This window comes from Bacillus sp. NEAU-CP5, assembly GCF_026420705.1.
Lineage (GTDB): Bacteria > Bacillota > Bacilli > Bacillales > Bacillaceae > Bacillus > Bacillus velezensis.
The window spans coordinates 1-15,203 of record NZ_JAPMOV010000005.1 but is presented as its reverse complement, the minus strand read 5'-3'; the positions used below and the strand labels follow the sequence as shown (position 1 = coordinate 15,203).

The following is a 15,203-nucleotide window of genomic DNA, read 5'->3' as shown; positions in this document are numbered from 1 at the left end:
TGTAAGTAATTATCTATTGTGTGTAAACCGTGTTAAAATTTACACACCAAATGAAAAAAAGGTGTATAATAATGGATAATATAACAGGGAAAATCTTAACTGAATTAAGAGAAAAGAAAGGTTGGAGCAAATCTTTCGTCGCAAAAAAATTAGGTATTAAAACAATGTCTACATATGCGAACTGGGAGTACGGTTTAAGGAAACCAGATGGAGAAATGCTCGTTAGACTTGCAAGTTTGTATGGTGTAACAACTGATTACCTCCTGACTGGCAAAGAACCTACTTTTAATAATGACCTTTTTGATGATCCTGATTTACAGATCGCCTTTAGAGAAGCGAGTGACTTCTCAGTAGAAAGACAAAAACAAGCAATTGATTTTATAAAGTACCTCAAAGAGAAAGAAGAACGCGAGGGTCGTAAGCCAAAGAAATAACTAACTGGCGAAACCTTTATTTATATTATTGTTATTATGTTATTTCTGTTTACTAATAAGATCAGGATTGGATCGGAATTAGAACTGAACTGGATCGGGAAAGAATTTTTCACAGATAGGTTGAAGTCAGTTATATCAAGGGAGATAACAACCTTCCTCATCAGGATTGCTTCAGGATTCAAACCGAATTAGATCAGAAAAAAGAGAGCAACTCAACTGTTATTATTTAAAAAGGGGAAATTTAATTTGTCTTTTTTGTCAGAGAATGGTGAAGTGTATAACTGTCAATTCAAAAAACACATGAAGGCTTCTAAAAACTTTGTAAAAACCTATAAAATGATGCTTAATGAGATAAACGAAACCGTATTGGAAATGGCAAGAGGTAGCTTGAATAGACCCAAAGTTGTAAGCCTACCTACTGGTATATTTGCCGTAACAGATGATTCTGTGTATTTCTTCTATCTTAAAAAAGACGCCCTGATTACAGAGAAATGGCTTTACGATTCTATTTTGAAAATCTCTGTTACGAAAAAAGCACTTGCTGGTTTTCGGATAGATTGTATCACTTCAGATGGAGAATTCAGTATCACTAACATAACAGAAGGAAATCCAGAGGCAGTCAGTAAATATGTAGAATCGAAAATTACTGGTAATGAAGAAAAATTTAATCGGGAAAAAGAAAAGGACCTCCAAGAACAAAAAAAAATTGAAGAAAAATCGAAAAAACATATCAAAGAGTATTATTTTAAATCTGCAAAAACAACAATCACACTTGACGGAAACTATATAAGAGTAGCAAGAAAAGGCGCTGTTAATACTATCACACGAGGGTATAGTGGGGAGAAATCTTATAGAATCAGCGAACTGTCCGGGCTTCAAATAAAAAAACCTGGATTAGTGACCTCTGGCTATTTTCAATTTTTAACGCCAGCTGCTAATGAAACAAGTGGACTCTGGGACGCAATACAAGACGATAACTCTTTCACTTTTGGCACAAATGAACTGCCTATGGTTTTAGAAATTCAAAAATACATAGAAGAGCATCAGTCTATGCCTGCTCCAACAATACCACCAGCTCCTGCCCCTACTGTATCTGGAGCTGATGAATTGAAAAAATATAAAGAATTGTTGGATATGGGTGCTATCACTCAAGAAGAATATGAAATTAAAAAGAAACAGCTATTGAATTTATGACAGCCCTTCTTCCTTGGGCTTTTCTTTCACACCAAAAACAGAACATACATTCTCTCCATGGTGGTGTTTTTAATGTCAATCCAGTTATCTTACCTTGAAGAAGAAGTGAAAAGAATCTATTACACATTAAATATCGAGACTCCTGAAGACATTGATTTAGAAAGGATTGCCGCGGCATTTCGTATCTGGCTGCATTATGAGCAAAGAAAAAGCTGCATGTTTCAAATTAACGGTGAGTATAGCGTCGTCCTTGATGCTCGAGCCTCTCCACAAGAACAGTGGCAAGACTTTGTTCATGAGCTAGGGCATGTGATTAAACATTGTGGAAACCAGTTCAACATGAATCGTATGTTTCGCCAGTTGCAAGAGTATCAGGCTAATAGCTTTATGTATCATTTCTGTGTTCCTACTTTTATGCTTGAAAAGATTTCGTTGCCACGCATGAAATCAGAGGTTATAAAATTAATAGGTGATACCTTTAATGTTACATATCAATTTGCTGCTAAACGGCTCGATATGTATACAAGAAAACAGTTCTCATTCTTGATGTATAAACAGCTCTTTAAAACTATTCATTGAAAAATTGGGGTGACAAAATGTATACAGAGGAATTGATCAAGGGTAAAAAATGGCTGGCTGTTGGTGACGGACCTCGTGATCCCGTTACCGGTAAACGCAAACAAATTGCGCGACGTGGCAAAACAAAAAAAGAAGCTGAACAAAGAGTTAGAGATGCTATTGATGCCTTAAAAGAGGATGGTATTGATGAATCAGTAGTTAAAAAAATGACTTTCGAAAAGCTTGCTGCCGAATGGTTGAATGAATATGCTCTCACAGGAAAGAAAAAAGCAACTCTGCGTATTCGAAGGAAAGAAATTAAAATCTTAAACCGGTATATCGCTAAAACCAATATCGCTCAGGTAACAGGAAGAAAATATCAAAAGATACTCAACGATCTCACTGATCAAGAATATGCCCGTACCACCATTAGTGGTGTGCATACGACAGCCGGAATGATTTTTAAATACGCTGTAAAAGTGAAGCTTTTAAAAGATAATCCAGTGGCCGGCGCTGTAGTTCCTAAAAAGAGAATGACGGTAGAAGATATTGAAAGTAGTAAAATAGAGCAAAAATATCTTGAAAGGGAAGAACTTGAAGAATTCCTCTTAGCTGTAAAAGTCCATGGTTTGGAAATGGACCTTGAACGATTTTACTTACTCGCTTTTACAGGCATGCGTTCAGGGGAAATGTGCGCCCTCAAACTTCCTGATATAAATTTTGAAACAAAAGAGCTGCGTATCACTAAAACCATATATTCCGAAGATAACAATATGAGGAACTATGAATTAACTCCGCCGAAAACAGCCGGATCGGTGCGAACTATCACTCTCGACGATCAGATAATGGATATATTGAAGGCGCATGTAACCAAACAAAAGAAGTTGCGTCTACAGTCCAGGATTGATCCAAGCGAATACCACGACGGTAATTTCCTATTTGCTCGTGAGAATGGCTATCCCTTTTTACCAAAAAATATCATTGTAAGAATGGAAAGAATACTGGAAAAAACATCAATTAAAAAACATGCTACTCCCCATATATTTAGACACACGTATATCAGCATGCTGGCCGAGGCAAAAGTTGACTTGCCAACTGTAATGGAAAGAGTTGGGCATGACGACATGAAAACAACGATGAAGATTTATACTCATGTAACCAAAAAAATGAAAGAGGATGCCTCCCACAAAGTCCAGCAGACTTTTGGAAACATCCTCAATTTCGGGATTTCATAAAGAAATGTTATTTTTTTGTTATTTTTTTGGCTAATCGGGGTGATGAAAAACGGTCAAACCCTTGGTATATCAAGGGTTTTCGCCGTTTGATTACATCATTCCACCCATACCGCCCATGCCGCCCATGTCAGGCATTCCTGCGCCGCCGGCGTTTTCTTCCGGTTTGTCAGCGACAACGGCTTCAGTTGTTAAGAGCATTGCTGCTACAGAAGCTGCGTTTTGCAGAGCAGAACGTGTCACTTTTGTCGGGTCAACGATACCTTTTTCGATCATGTTTACCCATTCGCCAGTTGCAGCGTTGAAGCCTACGCCGATTTTTTCGTTTTTCAGGCGCTCAACGATGACAGATCCTTCAAGACCTGCATTGTGTGCGATTTGACGGATCGGCTCTTCAAGCGCGCGAAGCACGATGTTGATACCTGTTTGCGCATCGCCTTCAGCTTCCACTGCAGCGACTTTGTTGTATACGTTGACAAGCGCTGTACCACCGCCGGATACGATGCCTTCTTCAACAGCTGCGCGAGTTGAGTTGAGGGCGTCTTCGATGCGAAGTTTGCGCTCTTTCAGCTCAGTTTCAGTCGCAGCGCCGACTTTGATGACAGCTACGCCGCCGGCAAGTTTCGCAAGACGCTCTTGTAATTTTTCTCTGTCAAATTCAGAAGTTGTTTCTTCCACTTGAGCGCGGATTTGGTTGACGCGTGCAGCGATTTTTTCAGTATCGCCGGCGCCTTCTACGATTGTTGTGTTTTCTTTCGTTACCACAACTTTAGAAGCGCGTCCCAATTGTCCGATTTCAGTAGATTTCAGGTCAAGGCCTAAGTCTTCTGTGATTACTTCTCCGCCTGTAAGAACAGAGATGTCTTCAAGCATTGCTTTACGGCGGTCACCGAAGCCAGGAGCTTTAACGGCAACAGCGTTGAATGTGCCGCGAAGTTTGTTGACAACGAGTGTAGCAAGAGCTTCCCCTTCAACATCTTCAGCGATCAGAAGCAATGGTTTGCCTTGCTGTACAACTTGCTCAAGCACAGGAAGGATTTCTTGAATGTTTGTGATTTTTTTGTCTGTGATTAAGATGTATGGATTGTCAAGAACCGCTTCCATCTTATCAGAGTCAGTCACCATGTAAGGAGACGCATATCCGCGGTCGAATTGCATACCTTCAACAACTTCAAGCTCAGTTGTGAATCCTTTAGACTCTTCGATTGTGATGACGCCGTCGTTTCCTACGCGCTCCATTGCTTCAGCGATAAGGCTTCCGACTTCCTCATCAGCAGCAGAGATCGCAGCAACCTGAGCGATAGACTCTTTGCCTTCGATCGGCTTAGAAATTTCTTTTAAGTTTTCGATTGCTACAGTCACGGCTTGTTCCATACCTTTACGCACGCCAACAGGGTTAGCCCCCGCAGTTACGTTTTTAAGGCCTTCGCGGATCATAGCCTGCGCAAGTACAGTCGCAGTCGTCGTACCGTCACCGGCAACGTCGTTTGTTTTGCTGGCTACTTCAGCTACAAGCTTCGCACCCATGTTTTCAAACGCATCTTCAAGTTCAATTTCTTTTGCGATTGTTACACCGTCATTAGTAATTAACGGAGAACCGAATTTTTTCTCCAGAACCACGTTGCGTCCTTTTGGCCCTAAAGTTACTTTTACAGCGTCAGCAAGCGCATCGACACCGCGAAGCATAGCGCGGCGTGCTTCTTCACTAAACTTAATATCTTTTGCCATGTTAACGAAACCTCCTCGAATTTTTAAAAATATTTATTTGCTTAGCCGATTACAGCTAAAATGTCGCTTTCACGTAAGATTAAGTATTCAGTACCTTCGTATTTCACTTCAGTACCGGCGTATTTTGAGAAGATAATGCGGTCGCCCTCTTTTACTTCTAAAGCAACGCGCTCTCCGCTTTCCAACACGCGACCTGAACCGGCTGCCACGATTTTGCCTTCTTGCGGCTTTTCTTTTGCAGAATCCGGTAATACGATTCCGCTGGCAGTTTTTTCTTCAGATTCTACGAGTTCAATGACAACGCGATCACCTAATGGCTTTAACAATGTAATAACCTCCTCAATAGTATGAATATGTAATTTTAGCACTCAGCTCTAAAGAGTGCTAACACAGTTATTATAATAAAGAATCTCACTTCCAATTTCAAGTCATAAGAATAAAAAATTTTCACGCTTACATGATTCTCTCTCACACTGATTTTCTCCTTTTTTCACGTCAAGTTCACTTGTGTTACAATAAGAACAAATAAGTTGATTTTATAGGATAAAGGAGTACATATCATTTGAGAAAACAGTATTGGTATATCATTTTGACATATGTTATCATGCAGCTTTCCGCATTGATCGGCATTCCTTTAATGTACAAATTCGGCTATGCGGGCGGGCACCCTACGAATGCGAATCTCACCATGGCTCAGGGGATTTATTCCGTCGTAAGCTTTTTTATCTGCCTGATTATCGTTCTCTTGATTTTGAGAACCGCGCCGAAGCAGACATTAAGAAACGGGAAGAAAGCATCCGCCGGCATGTCCGTTCTCTGGGCGGTCGCGGGAATATGGCTCGCTTTATTTTCTCAGGGAATCGCCGGGATGATTGAGCAGTATGTCTTTCATGTGGGCAGCGGTTCCGAAAACACGAAAGCCATTCTCAGCATTATTAAAGCCATGCCGCTCATGATTATCGTTTCTTCTATCGTCGGGCCGATTCTTGAAGAAATCATTTTCCGGAAGATCATTTTCGGTGTATTATATGAAAAAACGAATTTCTTTATCGCCGGACTGATCAGTTCCGTCATTTTCGGCATTGTGCATCAAGACCTCACGCACCTGCTGCTGTATACGGCCATGGGCTTTACCTTTGCGTTCTTGTATGTGCAGACGAAACGGATTATTGTGCCGATATTCGCCCATGTCATGATGAATACCATTGTCGTGGTCATGCAGCTCGGCCCCGCCCAAAAATATATTGAACAGCATAGTGAGCAAATGCAATTAATTATTGGAGGATTGTTTGTATGAGGAACCCAATGACTTGGGGCTTGATTTATTTCGCAGTCGGCTGTATCTTTACGTATTTGGCCGCAAGCTCTCCGGGAAGCATGTGGTCTTTTTATTCCATACTGCTGATGGTTTTCGCCGCTTATAATATCAGCATCTCGTTTAAAATGTTCGCTTTCTCATTTAAAGTGAAAAAAAATCAAAAATAAAAGAAAAGCCATTTCTCATCATTGAGAAATGGCTTTTTTTATGCTGATACGTCCTGATCGGATTCACTGCTGGTCTGCCTTTTCCGATACGCCGCTTTTGAAATCAGGATACTGACCTCGTATAAAATGCAAAGCGGAATGGTAATCATCAAGTGAGACAGCAGCTCAGGCGGCGCAATCATCGCGGCGATCACAAGCAGCACAAAATACGCGTACTTCCTGATCTTCGATAAAAACATCGGCGTGATCACACCGAGTCTCGTTAAAAACATGATCAGCACCGGCATCTGAAACAGCAGTCCGAACGGAATCGTCAGCTGCAGCAGAAAATGAAAGTACTCGGTGATCCCGATCACCTGGTTGACATCGAGGTCATTCGAGACCCGCTTCATAAAATCAACGACCAGCGGAAATAAAATATAATAAGAAAACGACACACCGCCGACAAACAGCACGATCGAAATCGGAATATAGCTGAGTGTTACTTTGCGCTCCTTCTCATACAGACCCGGGCTGACAAACGCCCAAATCTGATAGAGAATAATCGGCGAAGTCAAAATGATGCCGATGATAAACGCGAACTGCAAAAAGATAAACAGCGGATCCGTCAGGTTAAAAGCATTAAGGGTGAGCTCTTTTACTTCATCGGCTTTTTGAAGATACACAATGATAGGTTTTGCCAGAAAAAAGCCGGCAATAAAGAAAACCGTAAAGGATAACGCCACAATCAGCAATCGTTTCCGAAGTTCGGCAATATGCTCCACAAGCGTCATTTGATTCACTCTCATACGCGTCATCCTATCTTACTGTTCTTCTTTCTTTTTTTCCTCTTCTTCACCGGCTAATCCCTTAGTAGCGTTCTTAAATTCACGAAGCGTGTCCCCCGCCGCTTTTCCTAATTCGGGAAGCTTCTTCGGACCGAAAATAATCACCGCTACCACACCGATAACCGCCAGGCTTCCAGGACCGATCATGTGCAGCTCCTCCTTTCGCTATTCAATTTCTTCCAAAACAGAATAATGCTTCAAGAAATAAACCAATGATTGAAGCTCTACAGCTAAATCTATATGATGAATTCGAATGTGATCCGGCACATTCAAACGGGCCGGCGTAAAGTTAAGGATCCCCTTGATTCCGAGCGACACGAGCCGGTCGGTGATTGACTGGGCGGCAACCGCGGGAACGGTAAGAATCGCCACGGGTTCATCCTTAATGTGAAGCTCTAAATCATTAAGATCAAAGACAGGCACACCGCCTACCTCAGTTCCTATTTTACTCTGATTCACATCAAAAGCCATAGATATTTTTGTGTTATTATTTTTTGTGAAATTATAGTGAAGAAACGCCGTCCCTAAATTCCCGACACCGATCAAAATGACGTTCGTCGTTTCATCCTGATCCAGTGTTTTTCTGAAAAATGACAGCAGGTAATCCACATTATAGCCGTATCCTTTTTTGCCGAGCGCCCCGAAATAGGAAAAATCCCGGCGGATCGTGGCCGAATCGACTTTTACCGCGTCGCTCAGTTCAGCTGATGAAACGCGCTGTTTTCCTGACGCGTGTAAATTCTTTAAAAAGCGATAATAAAGCGGCAGCCGTTTTGCCGTCGCCTGTGGAATTTTTGATTGATCCTTGTTCATGATTGGTCCTCCACTTTATACTCAGATGCATCTCTTTTAAAATCACCGTTTTTGCCTCCTGTCTTTTCCATGAGGCAGGTCGGGCCGATGACCATTCCTTTATCCAGCGCCTTGCACATGTCATAAACGGTCAAAGCGCAGACTGAAGCGGAAGTTAGCGCTTCCATTTCCACACCTGTACTCCCTTTCGTTTTTACGCTTGCCTGTATATGAAGAACGGCTTCGGAATCCTTTTCCTCCCAGCCGAATGAAATGTCGACGCTGCTTAAAGAAAGCGGGTGGCACATCGGGATAATCGCTGACGTCTGCTTTGCGGCCATAATTCCTGCCACCTGTGCGACAGCCAGCACGTCTCCTTTTCCGATCTCGCGGTTTTTGATTCTGCTGTACACGTCATGCTTCATGTGTACGCTGGATATCGCAGCGGCAGTACGGACTGTTGAAGATTTATCGCTTATATCCACCATGCGGGCACGGCCTTCTTCATTAAAATGAGAAAATCCATTCATATTTAAACTCTCCTTACTTCTGATCATACACTATTTTCTCCCTGATGTCTTATCCTATAATGTTCCAATTCTGATGTATTGTTTGCTGACAGCAGGTTGATAAGCTACACTTAACTTATTATAACAGAGGTGAAATAATATGATGATCTTACAAATTAATCAGCTATCCAAATCTTTTGGCGCTGATCCTATTTTAAACAATATAAAGCTTGAAGTCAGATCTCGGGATCGCATCGCCATAGTAGGCAGAAACGGAGCCGGCAAATCAACTCTCCTTAAAATTATCGCAGGTCACCTTTCATATGAAAAGGGTGAATTAATCAAACCGAAAGAATTAACGATGGGATATCTCGCCCAGCACACAGGCTTGGAATCCCAGCTTACCATAAAAGAAGAACTGCTGAGCGTTTTTGATTTCCTGAAAGCAATGGAAAAAGAGATGCGCTCTATTGAAGAAAAGATGGCCACGGCCGCCCCCGCGGAGCTTGAGACGCTGATGAAAACCTATGACAGGCTTCAGCAGGATTTCAAGGATAAAGGCGGCTATCAATATGAAGCGGATGTCCGATCTATCCTTCACGGCCTCGGCTTCGGAAAATTTGACGATTCCGTGAAAGTGCAAAGCCTGAGCGGCGGTCAGAAAACAAGACTTGCGCTCGGAAAACTGCTGCTGACCCAGCCTGATCTCCTTATTCTGGATGAACCGACGAACCATCTCGACATCGATACGCTTACATGGCTTGAGCATTATTTACAGGGATATTCAGGCGCCATCCTGATCGTTTCCCACGACAGATACTTTCTTGATAAAGTCGTCAGCCAAGTGTACGAGGTCTCACGGACAGAAAGCAAAAAATACCTCGGCAACTACAGCGCCTATTTAGAACAAAAAGCTGAGCAGTATGAGAAAGACCTGAAGCTGTATGAAAAACAGCAGGACGAAATCGCCAAGCTTCAAGATTTTGTCGACCGCAATCTGGCCAGAGCTTCTACAACGAAAAGAGCCCAAAGCAGAAGAAAACAGCTTGAACGGATGGACGTCATGGCAAAGCCGCTCGGGGATGAAAAATCAGCCGCCTTCCGTTTTGACATTACAAAACAGAGCGGAAACGACGTCCTGCGCGTACAGGATGTTTCCATCAGCTATGACGGCCAGCCGCCGCTCTTGAAAAACCTGACCTTCGGCATTACAAGAGGCGAAAGCGCCGCCCTCGTCGGACCGAACGGAATCGGCAAATCAACCTTGCTGAAAACCATTATGAACACGCTCAGCCCCGAATCCGGATCGATCACGTACGGTTCCAATGTCACAATCGGCTATTATGATCAGGAGCAGGCTGAACTGACCTCGTCCAAACGCGTGCTGGACGAGCTGTGGGATGAATATCCGGACATGCCGGAAAAAGAGATCAGGACATGCCTCGGCAACTTCCTGTTCAGCGGAGACGATGTCCTGAAACCTGTCCGTTCTCTAAGCGGCGGTGAGAAAGCAAGAGTCGCGCTTGCCAAGCTGATGCTGCAAAAAGCAAACTTTCTCATCCTTGATGAACCGACAAACCACCTTGATCTGGACAGTAAAGAAGTGCTGGAAAACGCCCTGATCGACTACCCGGGAACACTGTTATTTGTATCGCATGACCGCTACTTTATTAACAGGATCGCCACAAGGGTGCTGGAGCTGTCTCCGGATCATGCAGAAGAATATTTGGGTGACTATGACTATTACACCGAGAAAAAAGCCCAGCAGCTGGAACTGGAAGAAATGAAGCGGCAGGAAAAGGAGCAGGCTCAGCCTGCCGGCAAGGTCAAACAGGATACGAAAAGAACTTACGAGGAAGAAAAAGAATGGAAGAAGAAAGAACGGCAGCGCCTGAGACGCATTGAAGAAATTGAAGCTGCCGTCTCATCCGCCGAAGAGAAAATCAGCGCCAATGAGGAGCTGCTGTGCGATCCTGACGTGTATCAGGATCATGAAAAGGTACAGACCATTCACGCGGAGAATGAAGCTCTGAATCAAGAGCTCGAAAACTTATTAGCAGAATGGGAGGAACTCTCCTCAGAAGAATAGAAAACGTCAAGCACCTCTTTAAGGGGTGCTTTTTTATCCACAGCTATCTTCCTTGTCAGCCATGTAAGTAAGCGTTTTATACACACTATCCACAAAATTTTCTGACTTTATCCACTTTACTAACAACTTGCAGCCCCTTATCCAGCCTGGATTTCTGAACGTATTCACAATCCTGTGGATATGTTCGAATTATCTGTTAATAAGTAAAAAAAAGCCTCACGTTTTACAACGTGAGACGATCAAAGGATGTTAATTCCAAACCGGGCTGTCCGTTCATATCATATGAGCCCCGAATCCCCTTTTCAAAAGCAACGGTTCCGGCAGCCGCAATCATCGCTGCATTGTCCGTACATAAGGAAAGCGGCGGGATGACAAGCTCGGGATCTCCCGAATGACTGAATTCCTGCTGCAGTGCGGCTCTCAGCCCTTTGTTAGCGGCTACGCCCCCTGCCAGCAGCACTTGTTTAACCCCGTATTCTTTCGCGGCCTTAGAAGTTTTTGCCGTCAGTACATCAATGACACTCTGCTGAAAGCTTGCGGCAAGATCCTCAGGAGGAATCACCTCATTTTTTTGCGAGGCGTTATGAAGCGTGTTAATCACGGCTGACTTCAGGCCGCTGAAGCTGAAATTGTAAGACCCTTCTTCCAGCCACGCACGCGGAAGCGGAATGGAATCCGTTCCCACAGCAGCCAGCTTATCAATCTGCGGCCCTCCCGGATAAGGAAGCCCCATCGTTCTTGCCACTTTGTCGTAAGCTTCGCCTGCGGCATCATCCAGCGTTTCACCGATAACCTCGAATGAACCGTGCTCTTTCATATAAACCAATTCCGTATGTCCGCCTGACACAACCAAAGCAAGCGCCGGGAATTGAAGCTCTCCTATCAGCCTGTTTGCATAAATATGGCCCGCGATGTGATGGACGCCGACTAGCGGTATTTGATGGGCAAAGCTTAACGCCTTTGCCGCATTGACTCCGATTAACAGGGCTCCGACAAGTCCGGGTCCTTCCGTTACGGCAATCGCATCAAGGTCATCAAAGCCCATCTCCGCTTTTAAAAGAGCTTCCTCAATCACAAGGGTAATCTGCTCCACATGATGTCTGGACGCTATTTCAGGCACGACCCCGCCGAAACGTTTATGGCTTTCAATTTGAGAAGCGACAACGTTTGAAATAATTTCATTCCCGTTTTTTACGACCGAGGCCGCTGTTTCATCACAGCTTGTTTCGATTCCTAATACATAAATATCTTGTTTTTCACTCATGTAATGTCACCCACATTAATAACGCATCTTCTCCGTTATCTGTATAGTATTGTTTTCTGATTCCTCCGGCCTGAAGACCGAATTTTTTATATAAGGATTGGGCGGGATGATTTGAGACCCTGACTTCGAGAGAGAGCCTTCTTGCCTTTTTTTCTCTGCACAATTCTATCGCAGAGCGAAACAGCGCTTCTCCCAATGATTGGCCCCGATATTCCGGCTTAATGGCTATGTTCGTAATCTGCGCGTCATCTATAATAATCCAGATTCCGCAATACCCCGCCAGACAGCCGTCCTTTTCAATGACAAGGTAGTGGGCATACGGATTTTCCAAAAGCTCATGATAAAATGAATCCTTCGTCCACGGAGAAGTAAAGGATGCTGTTTCAATTTCATAAATTTGATCAATATCTTCCGGACGCATGCTTCGAATCGCCGTTTTCGTTTTCATCCCTATCACCCTATTTTTGAGATTCCATCCATTTCGCTTCAGCCTCTGCCAGACGCAAATAATCCGGAACAAGGCTGTGGACATCCGCTTCCTCTTTTTCTAAGCCTAAAAACGCCAGCTCTGACGGCCGCGGATTATGCTGTGCAGCCGTTCCAATCACTGCTTGAGATGTCAATTCATGCAGAATGGTTTCTTCATGAATGGCTGTATCGTGTCCTAAAAATAAAACCGGAGACGCTTTTTCTTTCAGCATGCCGAGCCAATCAGTTAAAAGGACATTCTGATCTGGAAGAACGGATTGTAATCGGCCGTCCTGATATTCATAAAGTCCCGTATATACCTGTCCGCGCCGGGCATCAAATAACGGGCAGATCAGTCCTTGAAAGTGCCGTCCGTTAGCCGCCAGCACCTCCAGACTCGAGACAGCGGAAACCGGAAGCTTCAGCGACCATGCCAATGTTTTTGCCAGCGTCACACCGATTCTGACACCTGTGTACGAACCCGGTCCTTTCGCCACCGCTATTTTCGTAAGGTCCTGCGGTGTTAGGCCGCAATCCTTCAGCAATGAATTGACAGCAGGCATGGCCCGCACGGAATGATTCTTTTTTAAATATGTAATATACTCCGCCATCACCGTTTTGTCACGAACGAGCGCGGCACCCAACGTGTAATTTGACGTATCAATTGCCAGTATTGTCATGTTTATTTATCTCCTCACAAAGCGTTTCATACCGTGTTCCGCAAGCCGTAAAGGTAATGTCCCTTGCCTCATCACCGGCTCTTGTGATGACGATCTGCAGCCGTTCAGCAGGCAGCTGATCCTGAATTAAATGAGCCCATTCAATTAAGCAGACGCCTTGTCCCTCAAAATATTCTTCAAGCCCTAAGTCTTCGCTTTCATCCTCCATACGATACACATCCATATGATATAGAGGAAGCGAACCGTCATGGTATTCTTTTATAATTGTAAAAGTCGGGCTGTTTACCACCCTCGTGATTCCCAGTCCTTCGGCAAAACCCTTTGTAAAAGTCGTTTTTCCCGCGCCTAAGTCGCCTTCCAGTGTCAAAATGTCTCCCGGCTTTGCCAAAGAAGCGGCAAGCTTGGCTACGGCTTTCGTTTCTTCGGGGTTTTTCGTTCTCCATTGTAATGTCTTCAAAGTGAGTCACCCGTCTTATTTAAAATGATTGTATCCTTTTTTCTCAAGGACGATTTGTCTCTGATCATTGGCTGTCAAAAGAACACATGCTTCCTTCCGTTCAGTTACTGCTCCTATCTTCGCAATCGGAATGCCCGATTGAGTGCAGTAATCAAGCAGAGAGGTCCACTCTTGCTGAGAAACCGTTCCAACCAATTCAAAATCTTCACCGCCGAATAACACCCATTTCTTCCACTCAGAATCTGCCTCAGGCAAATCCGGATGCACCGGCAGAAGTTGTTCTTTAATTTCTATCGTAACTGAACTTGCCGCAGCTATTTCATGCAGCTCACTAGCCAATCCGTCACTGATATCATTCAGAGCCGCGCGCTGAAGCTGAGAGCAGAAGCGGCCGACCTGAACTCTCGGAACGGGCCGCTTATGTTTTTGAATAAAATAATCAGTCATATGAAAAGCAGAAGGGAGTGTTTCTCCCAATAAAAGAGACAGTCCTACTGCGGACGAACCGATATCCCCTGTAACAAACACAACATCTCCGGGTCTTGCCGAGCTTCGCAGACAAGCGCAATCCTTCTCAACTTCTCCGATGACAGTAACGGTAATTACGGCTTGACCGGAAGCGGAGACGGTATCTCCCCCGATCAAATCCATTTGATATAGTTTCGCCAGTTCCGCCATTCCTTCATACATTGCCTGGACGTCCGCTTTCTGCCAGCAAGAAGGAACCGCTAGAGACACCAAATAAAACTTCGGAATGCCTCCCATCGCCGCCACGTCACTAATGTTAACAGCAAGCGCCTTATAACCGATATCACGAGGAGAGGAATACTCTAATTTAAAATGGACATTCTCCACCATTGTATCAAGGCAGACAATTTGCTGCATATGGGGTGATGCTGTATAAACCGCACCATCATCACCGATCCCTACATCGACGGAAGGATGATAATGCGAATGCGGCGTAATACTGTGAATCAAATCAAACTCATCCATATATCTTCCGTCTCCCTTTCTGACGCTCTTGTGAAATACAGCTCTTTCTAGTGTATCGGATTATGTTTCAATATCCAAGACTTTAACGATATAAAAGAAAGCTTGGTTAGATACCAAGCTGCCAGTATTTAAAAGAAAACACAAAAAAAAACGAAAACATGATCGTTTCGTTTACAATAAAAATGGCGGTCCGGACGGGACTCGAACCCGCGACCTCCTGCGTGACAGGCAGGCATTCTAACCAACTGAACTACCGGACCATTTATTTTTTGGTTGCGGGGGCAGGATTTGAACCTGCGACCTTCGGGTTATGAGCCCGACGAGCTACCGAACTGCTCCACCCCGCGATGATAAAATTTTAGAAAAGCTTGGCGGCGTCCTACTCTCACAGGGGGAAACCCCCGACTACCATCGGCGCTGAAGAGCTTAACTTCCGTGTTCGGCATGGGAACGGGTGTGACCTCTTCGCTATCGCCACCAAACCATTGAGAGT

Annotated in this window: 18 protein-coding genes, 2 tRNA genes and 1 rRNA gene; 7 read left to right on the top strand and 14 right to left on the bottom strand. The window is 44.1% G+C overall.

What is annotated here, in order from left to right; translation table 11 throughout:
* Window positions 1–71 precede the first annotated feature (71 nt).
* The 4 genes from OTK50_RS15370 to OTK50_RS15355 all read left to right on the top strand — a co-directional run bounded on the left by OTK50_RS15370 (window position 72) and on the right by OTK50_RS15355 (window position 3,421).
* Complete coding sequence (locus OTK50_RS15370; protein ID WP_266121924.1) at window positions 72–434, top strand: helix-turn-helix domain-containing protein; 363 nt, start codon at window positions 72–74, stop codon at window positions 432–434.
* A 246-nt stretch (window positions 435–680) separates the two neighbouring features.
* Window positions 681–1,628: an SHOCT domain-containing protein gene (locus tag OTK50_RS15365; protein ID WP_266121923.1), complete on the top strand. Its 948-nt coding sequence runs from the start codon at window positions 681–683 to the stop codon at window positions 1,626–1,628.
* A 72-nt stretch (window positions 1,629–1,700) separates the two neighbouring features.
* On the top strand, window positions 1,701–2,207 hold the full coding sequence (locus OTK50_RS15360) for an ImmA/IrrE family metallo-endopeptidase (RefSeq protein ID WP_214812960.1): 507 nt from the start codon (window positions 1,701–1,703) through the stop codon (window positions 2,205–2,207).
* A gap of 17 nt (window positions 2,208–2,224) precedes the next feature.
* The gene (locus OTK50_RS15355; RefSeq protein WP_266121922.1) at window positions 2,225–3,421 is read left to right on the top strand and encodes a tyrosine-type recombinase/integrase; all 1,197 of its coding nucleotides are present in this window, start codon (window positions 2,225–2,227) and stop codon (window positions 3,419–3,421) included.
* A gap of 90 nt (window positions 3,422–3,511) precedes the next feature.
* Here OTK50_RS15355 and groL read toward each other — a convergent pair whose 3' ends face one another.
* Window positions 3,512–5,146, bottom strand: a complete 1,635-nt coding sequence (gene groL, locus OTK50_RS15350) for a chaperonin GroEL (RefSeq protein ID WP_003155941.1) — start codon at window positions 5,144–5,146, stop codon at window positions 3,512–3,514.
* Between the two features lie 41 nt (window positions 5,147–5,187).
* The gene (groES, locus tag OTK50_RS15345; RefSeq protein WP_003155970.1) at window positions 5,188–5,472 is read right to left on the bottom strand and encodes a co-chaperone GroES; all 285 of its coding nucleotides are present in this window, start codon (window positions 5,470–5,472) and stop codon (window positions 5,188–5,190) included.
* Between the two features lie 236 nt (window positions 5,473–5,708).
* Here groES and OTK50_RS15340 point away from each other — a divergent pair, with 236 nt between their 5' ends.
* Window positions 5,709–6,443, top strand: a complete 735-nt coding sequence (locus OTK50_RS15340) for a CPBP family intramembrane glutamic endopeptidase (RefSeq protein ID WP_007408860.1) — start codon at window positions 5,709–5,711, stop codon at window positions 6,441–6,443.
* Complete coding sequence (locus OTK50_RS15335) at window positions 6,440–6,631, top strand: YdiK family protein (protein ID WP_003155975.1); 192 nt, start codon at window positions 6,440–6,442, stop codon at window positions 6,629–6,631. Before OTK50_RS15340 ends, OTK50_RS15335 begins: the two co-directional genes overlap by 4 nt.
* A gap of 38 nt (window positions 6,632–6,669) precedes the next feature.
* On the opposite strand, the gene tatC is transcribed toward OTK50_RS15335, so the two are convergent.
* The 4 genes from tatC to moaC are packed head-to-tail and all read right to left on the bottom strand — an operon-like array spanning window position 6,670 to window position 8,780.
* A complete protein-coding gene (gene tatC / locus OTK50_RS15330; protein ID WP_095352346.1) occupies window positions 6,670–7,428 on the bottom strand; it encodes a twin-arginine translocase subunit TatC in 759 nt (252 codons plus the stop codon).
* A 6-nt stretch (window positions 7,429–7,434) separates the two neighbouring features.
* Window positions 7,435–7,605, bottom strand: coding sequence for a twin-arginine translocase TatA/TatE family subunit (locus tag OTK50_RS15325; RefSeq protein ID WP_003155981.1), 171 nt, complete (start codon window positions 7,603–7,605; stop codon window positions 7,435–7,437).
* 18 nt (window positions 7,606–7,623) lie between these two features.
* Entirely contained in the window at window positions 7,624–8,271 is a 648-nt protein-coding gene (locus OTK50_RS15320; RefSeq protein WP_003155984.1) for a redox-sensing transcriptional repressor Rex, read from the bottom strand.
* Complete coding sequence (gene moaC / locus OTK50_RS15315) at window positions 8,268–8,780, bottom strand: cyclic pyranopterin monophosphate synthase MoaC (protein ID WP_003155986.1); 513 nt, start codon at window positions 8,778–8,780, stop codon at window positions 8,268–8,270. The genes OTK50_RS15320 and moaC overlap by 4 nt, the downstream gene beginning before the upstream one ends.
* A gap of 139 nt (window positions 8,781–8,919) precedes the next feature.
* Here moaC and OTK50_RS15310 point away from each other — a divergent pair, with 139 nt between their 5' ends.
* Window positions 8,920–10,848 carry an ABC-F family ATP-binding cassette domain-containing protein gene (locus OTK50_RS15310; RefSeq protein ID WP_015239290.1) on the top strand — a complete coding sequence of 643 codons (1,929 nt, stop codon included), beginning with the start codon at window positions 8,920–8,922 and terminating at the stop codon, window positions 10,846–10,848.
* A gap of 223 nt (window positions 10,849–11,071) precedes the next feature.
* Here the strand turns inward: OTK50_RS15310 and tsaD are convergent, their stop codons facing one another.
* The 8 genes from tsaD to rrf all read right to left on the bottom strand — a co-directional run bounded on the left by tsaD (window position 11,072) and on the right by rrf (window position 15,192).
* Entirely contained in the window at window positions 11,072–12,112 is a 1,041-nt protein-coding gene (tsaD, locus tag OTK50_RS15305) for a tRNA (adenosine(37)-N6)-threonylcarbamoyltransferase complex transferase subunit TsaD (RefSeq protein ID WP_015239289.1), read from the bottom strand.
* The gene (gene rimI, locus OTK50_RS15300) at window positions 12,105–12,560 is read right to left on the bottom strand and encodes a ribosomal protein S18-alanine N-acetyltransferase (protein ID WP_003155993.1); all 456 of its coding nucleotides are present in this window, start codon (window positions 12,558–12,560) and stop codon (window positions 12,105–12,107) included. The genes tsaD and rimI overlap by 8 nt, the downstream gene beginning before the upstream one ends.
* A gap of 10 nt (window positions 12,561–12,570) precedes the next feature.
* Window positions 12,571–13,260, bottom strand: a complete 690-nt coding sequence (gene tsaB, locus OTK50_RS15295) for a tRNA (adenosine(37)-N6)-threonylcarbamoyltransferase complex dimerization subunit type 1 TsaB (protein ID WP_007408854.1) — start codon at window positions 13,258–13,260, stop codon at window positions 12,571–12,573.
* On the bottom strand, window positions 13,241–13,717 hold the full coding sequence (tsaE, locus tag OTK50_RS15290; RefSeq protein WP_007408853.1) for a tRNA (adenosine(37)-N6)-threonylcarbamoyltransferase complex ATPase subunit type 1 TsaE: 477 nt from the start codon (window positions 13,715–13,717) through the stop codon (window positions 13,241–13,243). The genes tsaB and tsaE overlap by 20 nt, the downstream gene beginning before the upstream one ends.
* 15 nt (window positions 13,718–13,732) lie before the next feature.
* The gene (thiL, locus tag OTK50_RS15285; RefSeq protein WP_100001264.1) at window positions 13,733–14,710 is read right to left on the bottom strand and encodes a thiamine-phosphate kinase; all 978 of its coding nucleotides are present in this window, start codon (window positions 14,708–14,710) and stop codon (window positions 13,733–13,735) included.
* 183 nt (window positions 14,711–14,893) lie between these two features.
* A tRNA-Asp gene (locus tag OTK50_RS15280) sits at window positions 14,894–14,970 on the bottom strand.
* 10 nt (window positions 14,971–14,980) lie between these two features.
* Window positions 14,981–15,057 (bottom strand) — tRNA-Met (locus OTK50_RS15275).
* A gap of 19 nt (window positions 15,058–15,076) precedes the next feature.
* Window positions 15,077–15,192 (bottom strand): 5S ribosomal RNA (rrf, locus tag OTK50_RS15270).
* Window positions 15,193–15,203 lie beyond the last annotated feature (11 nt).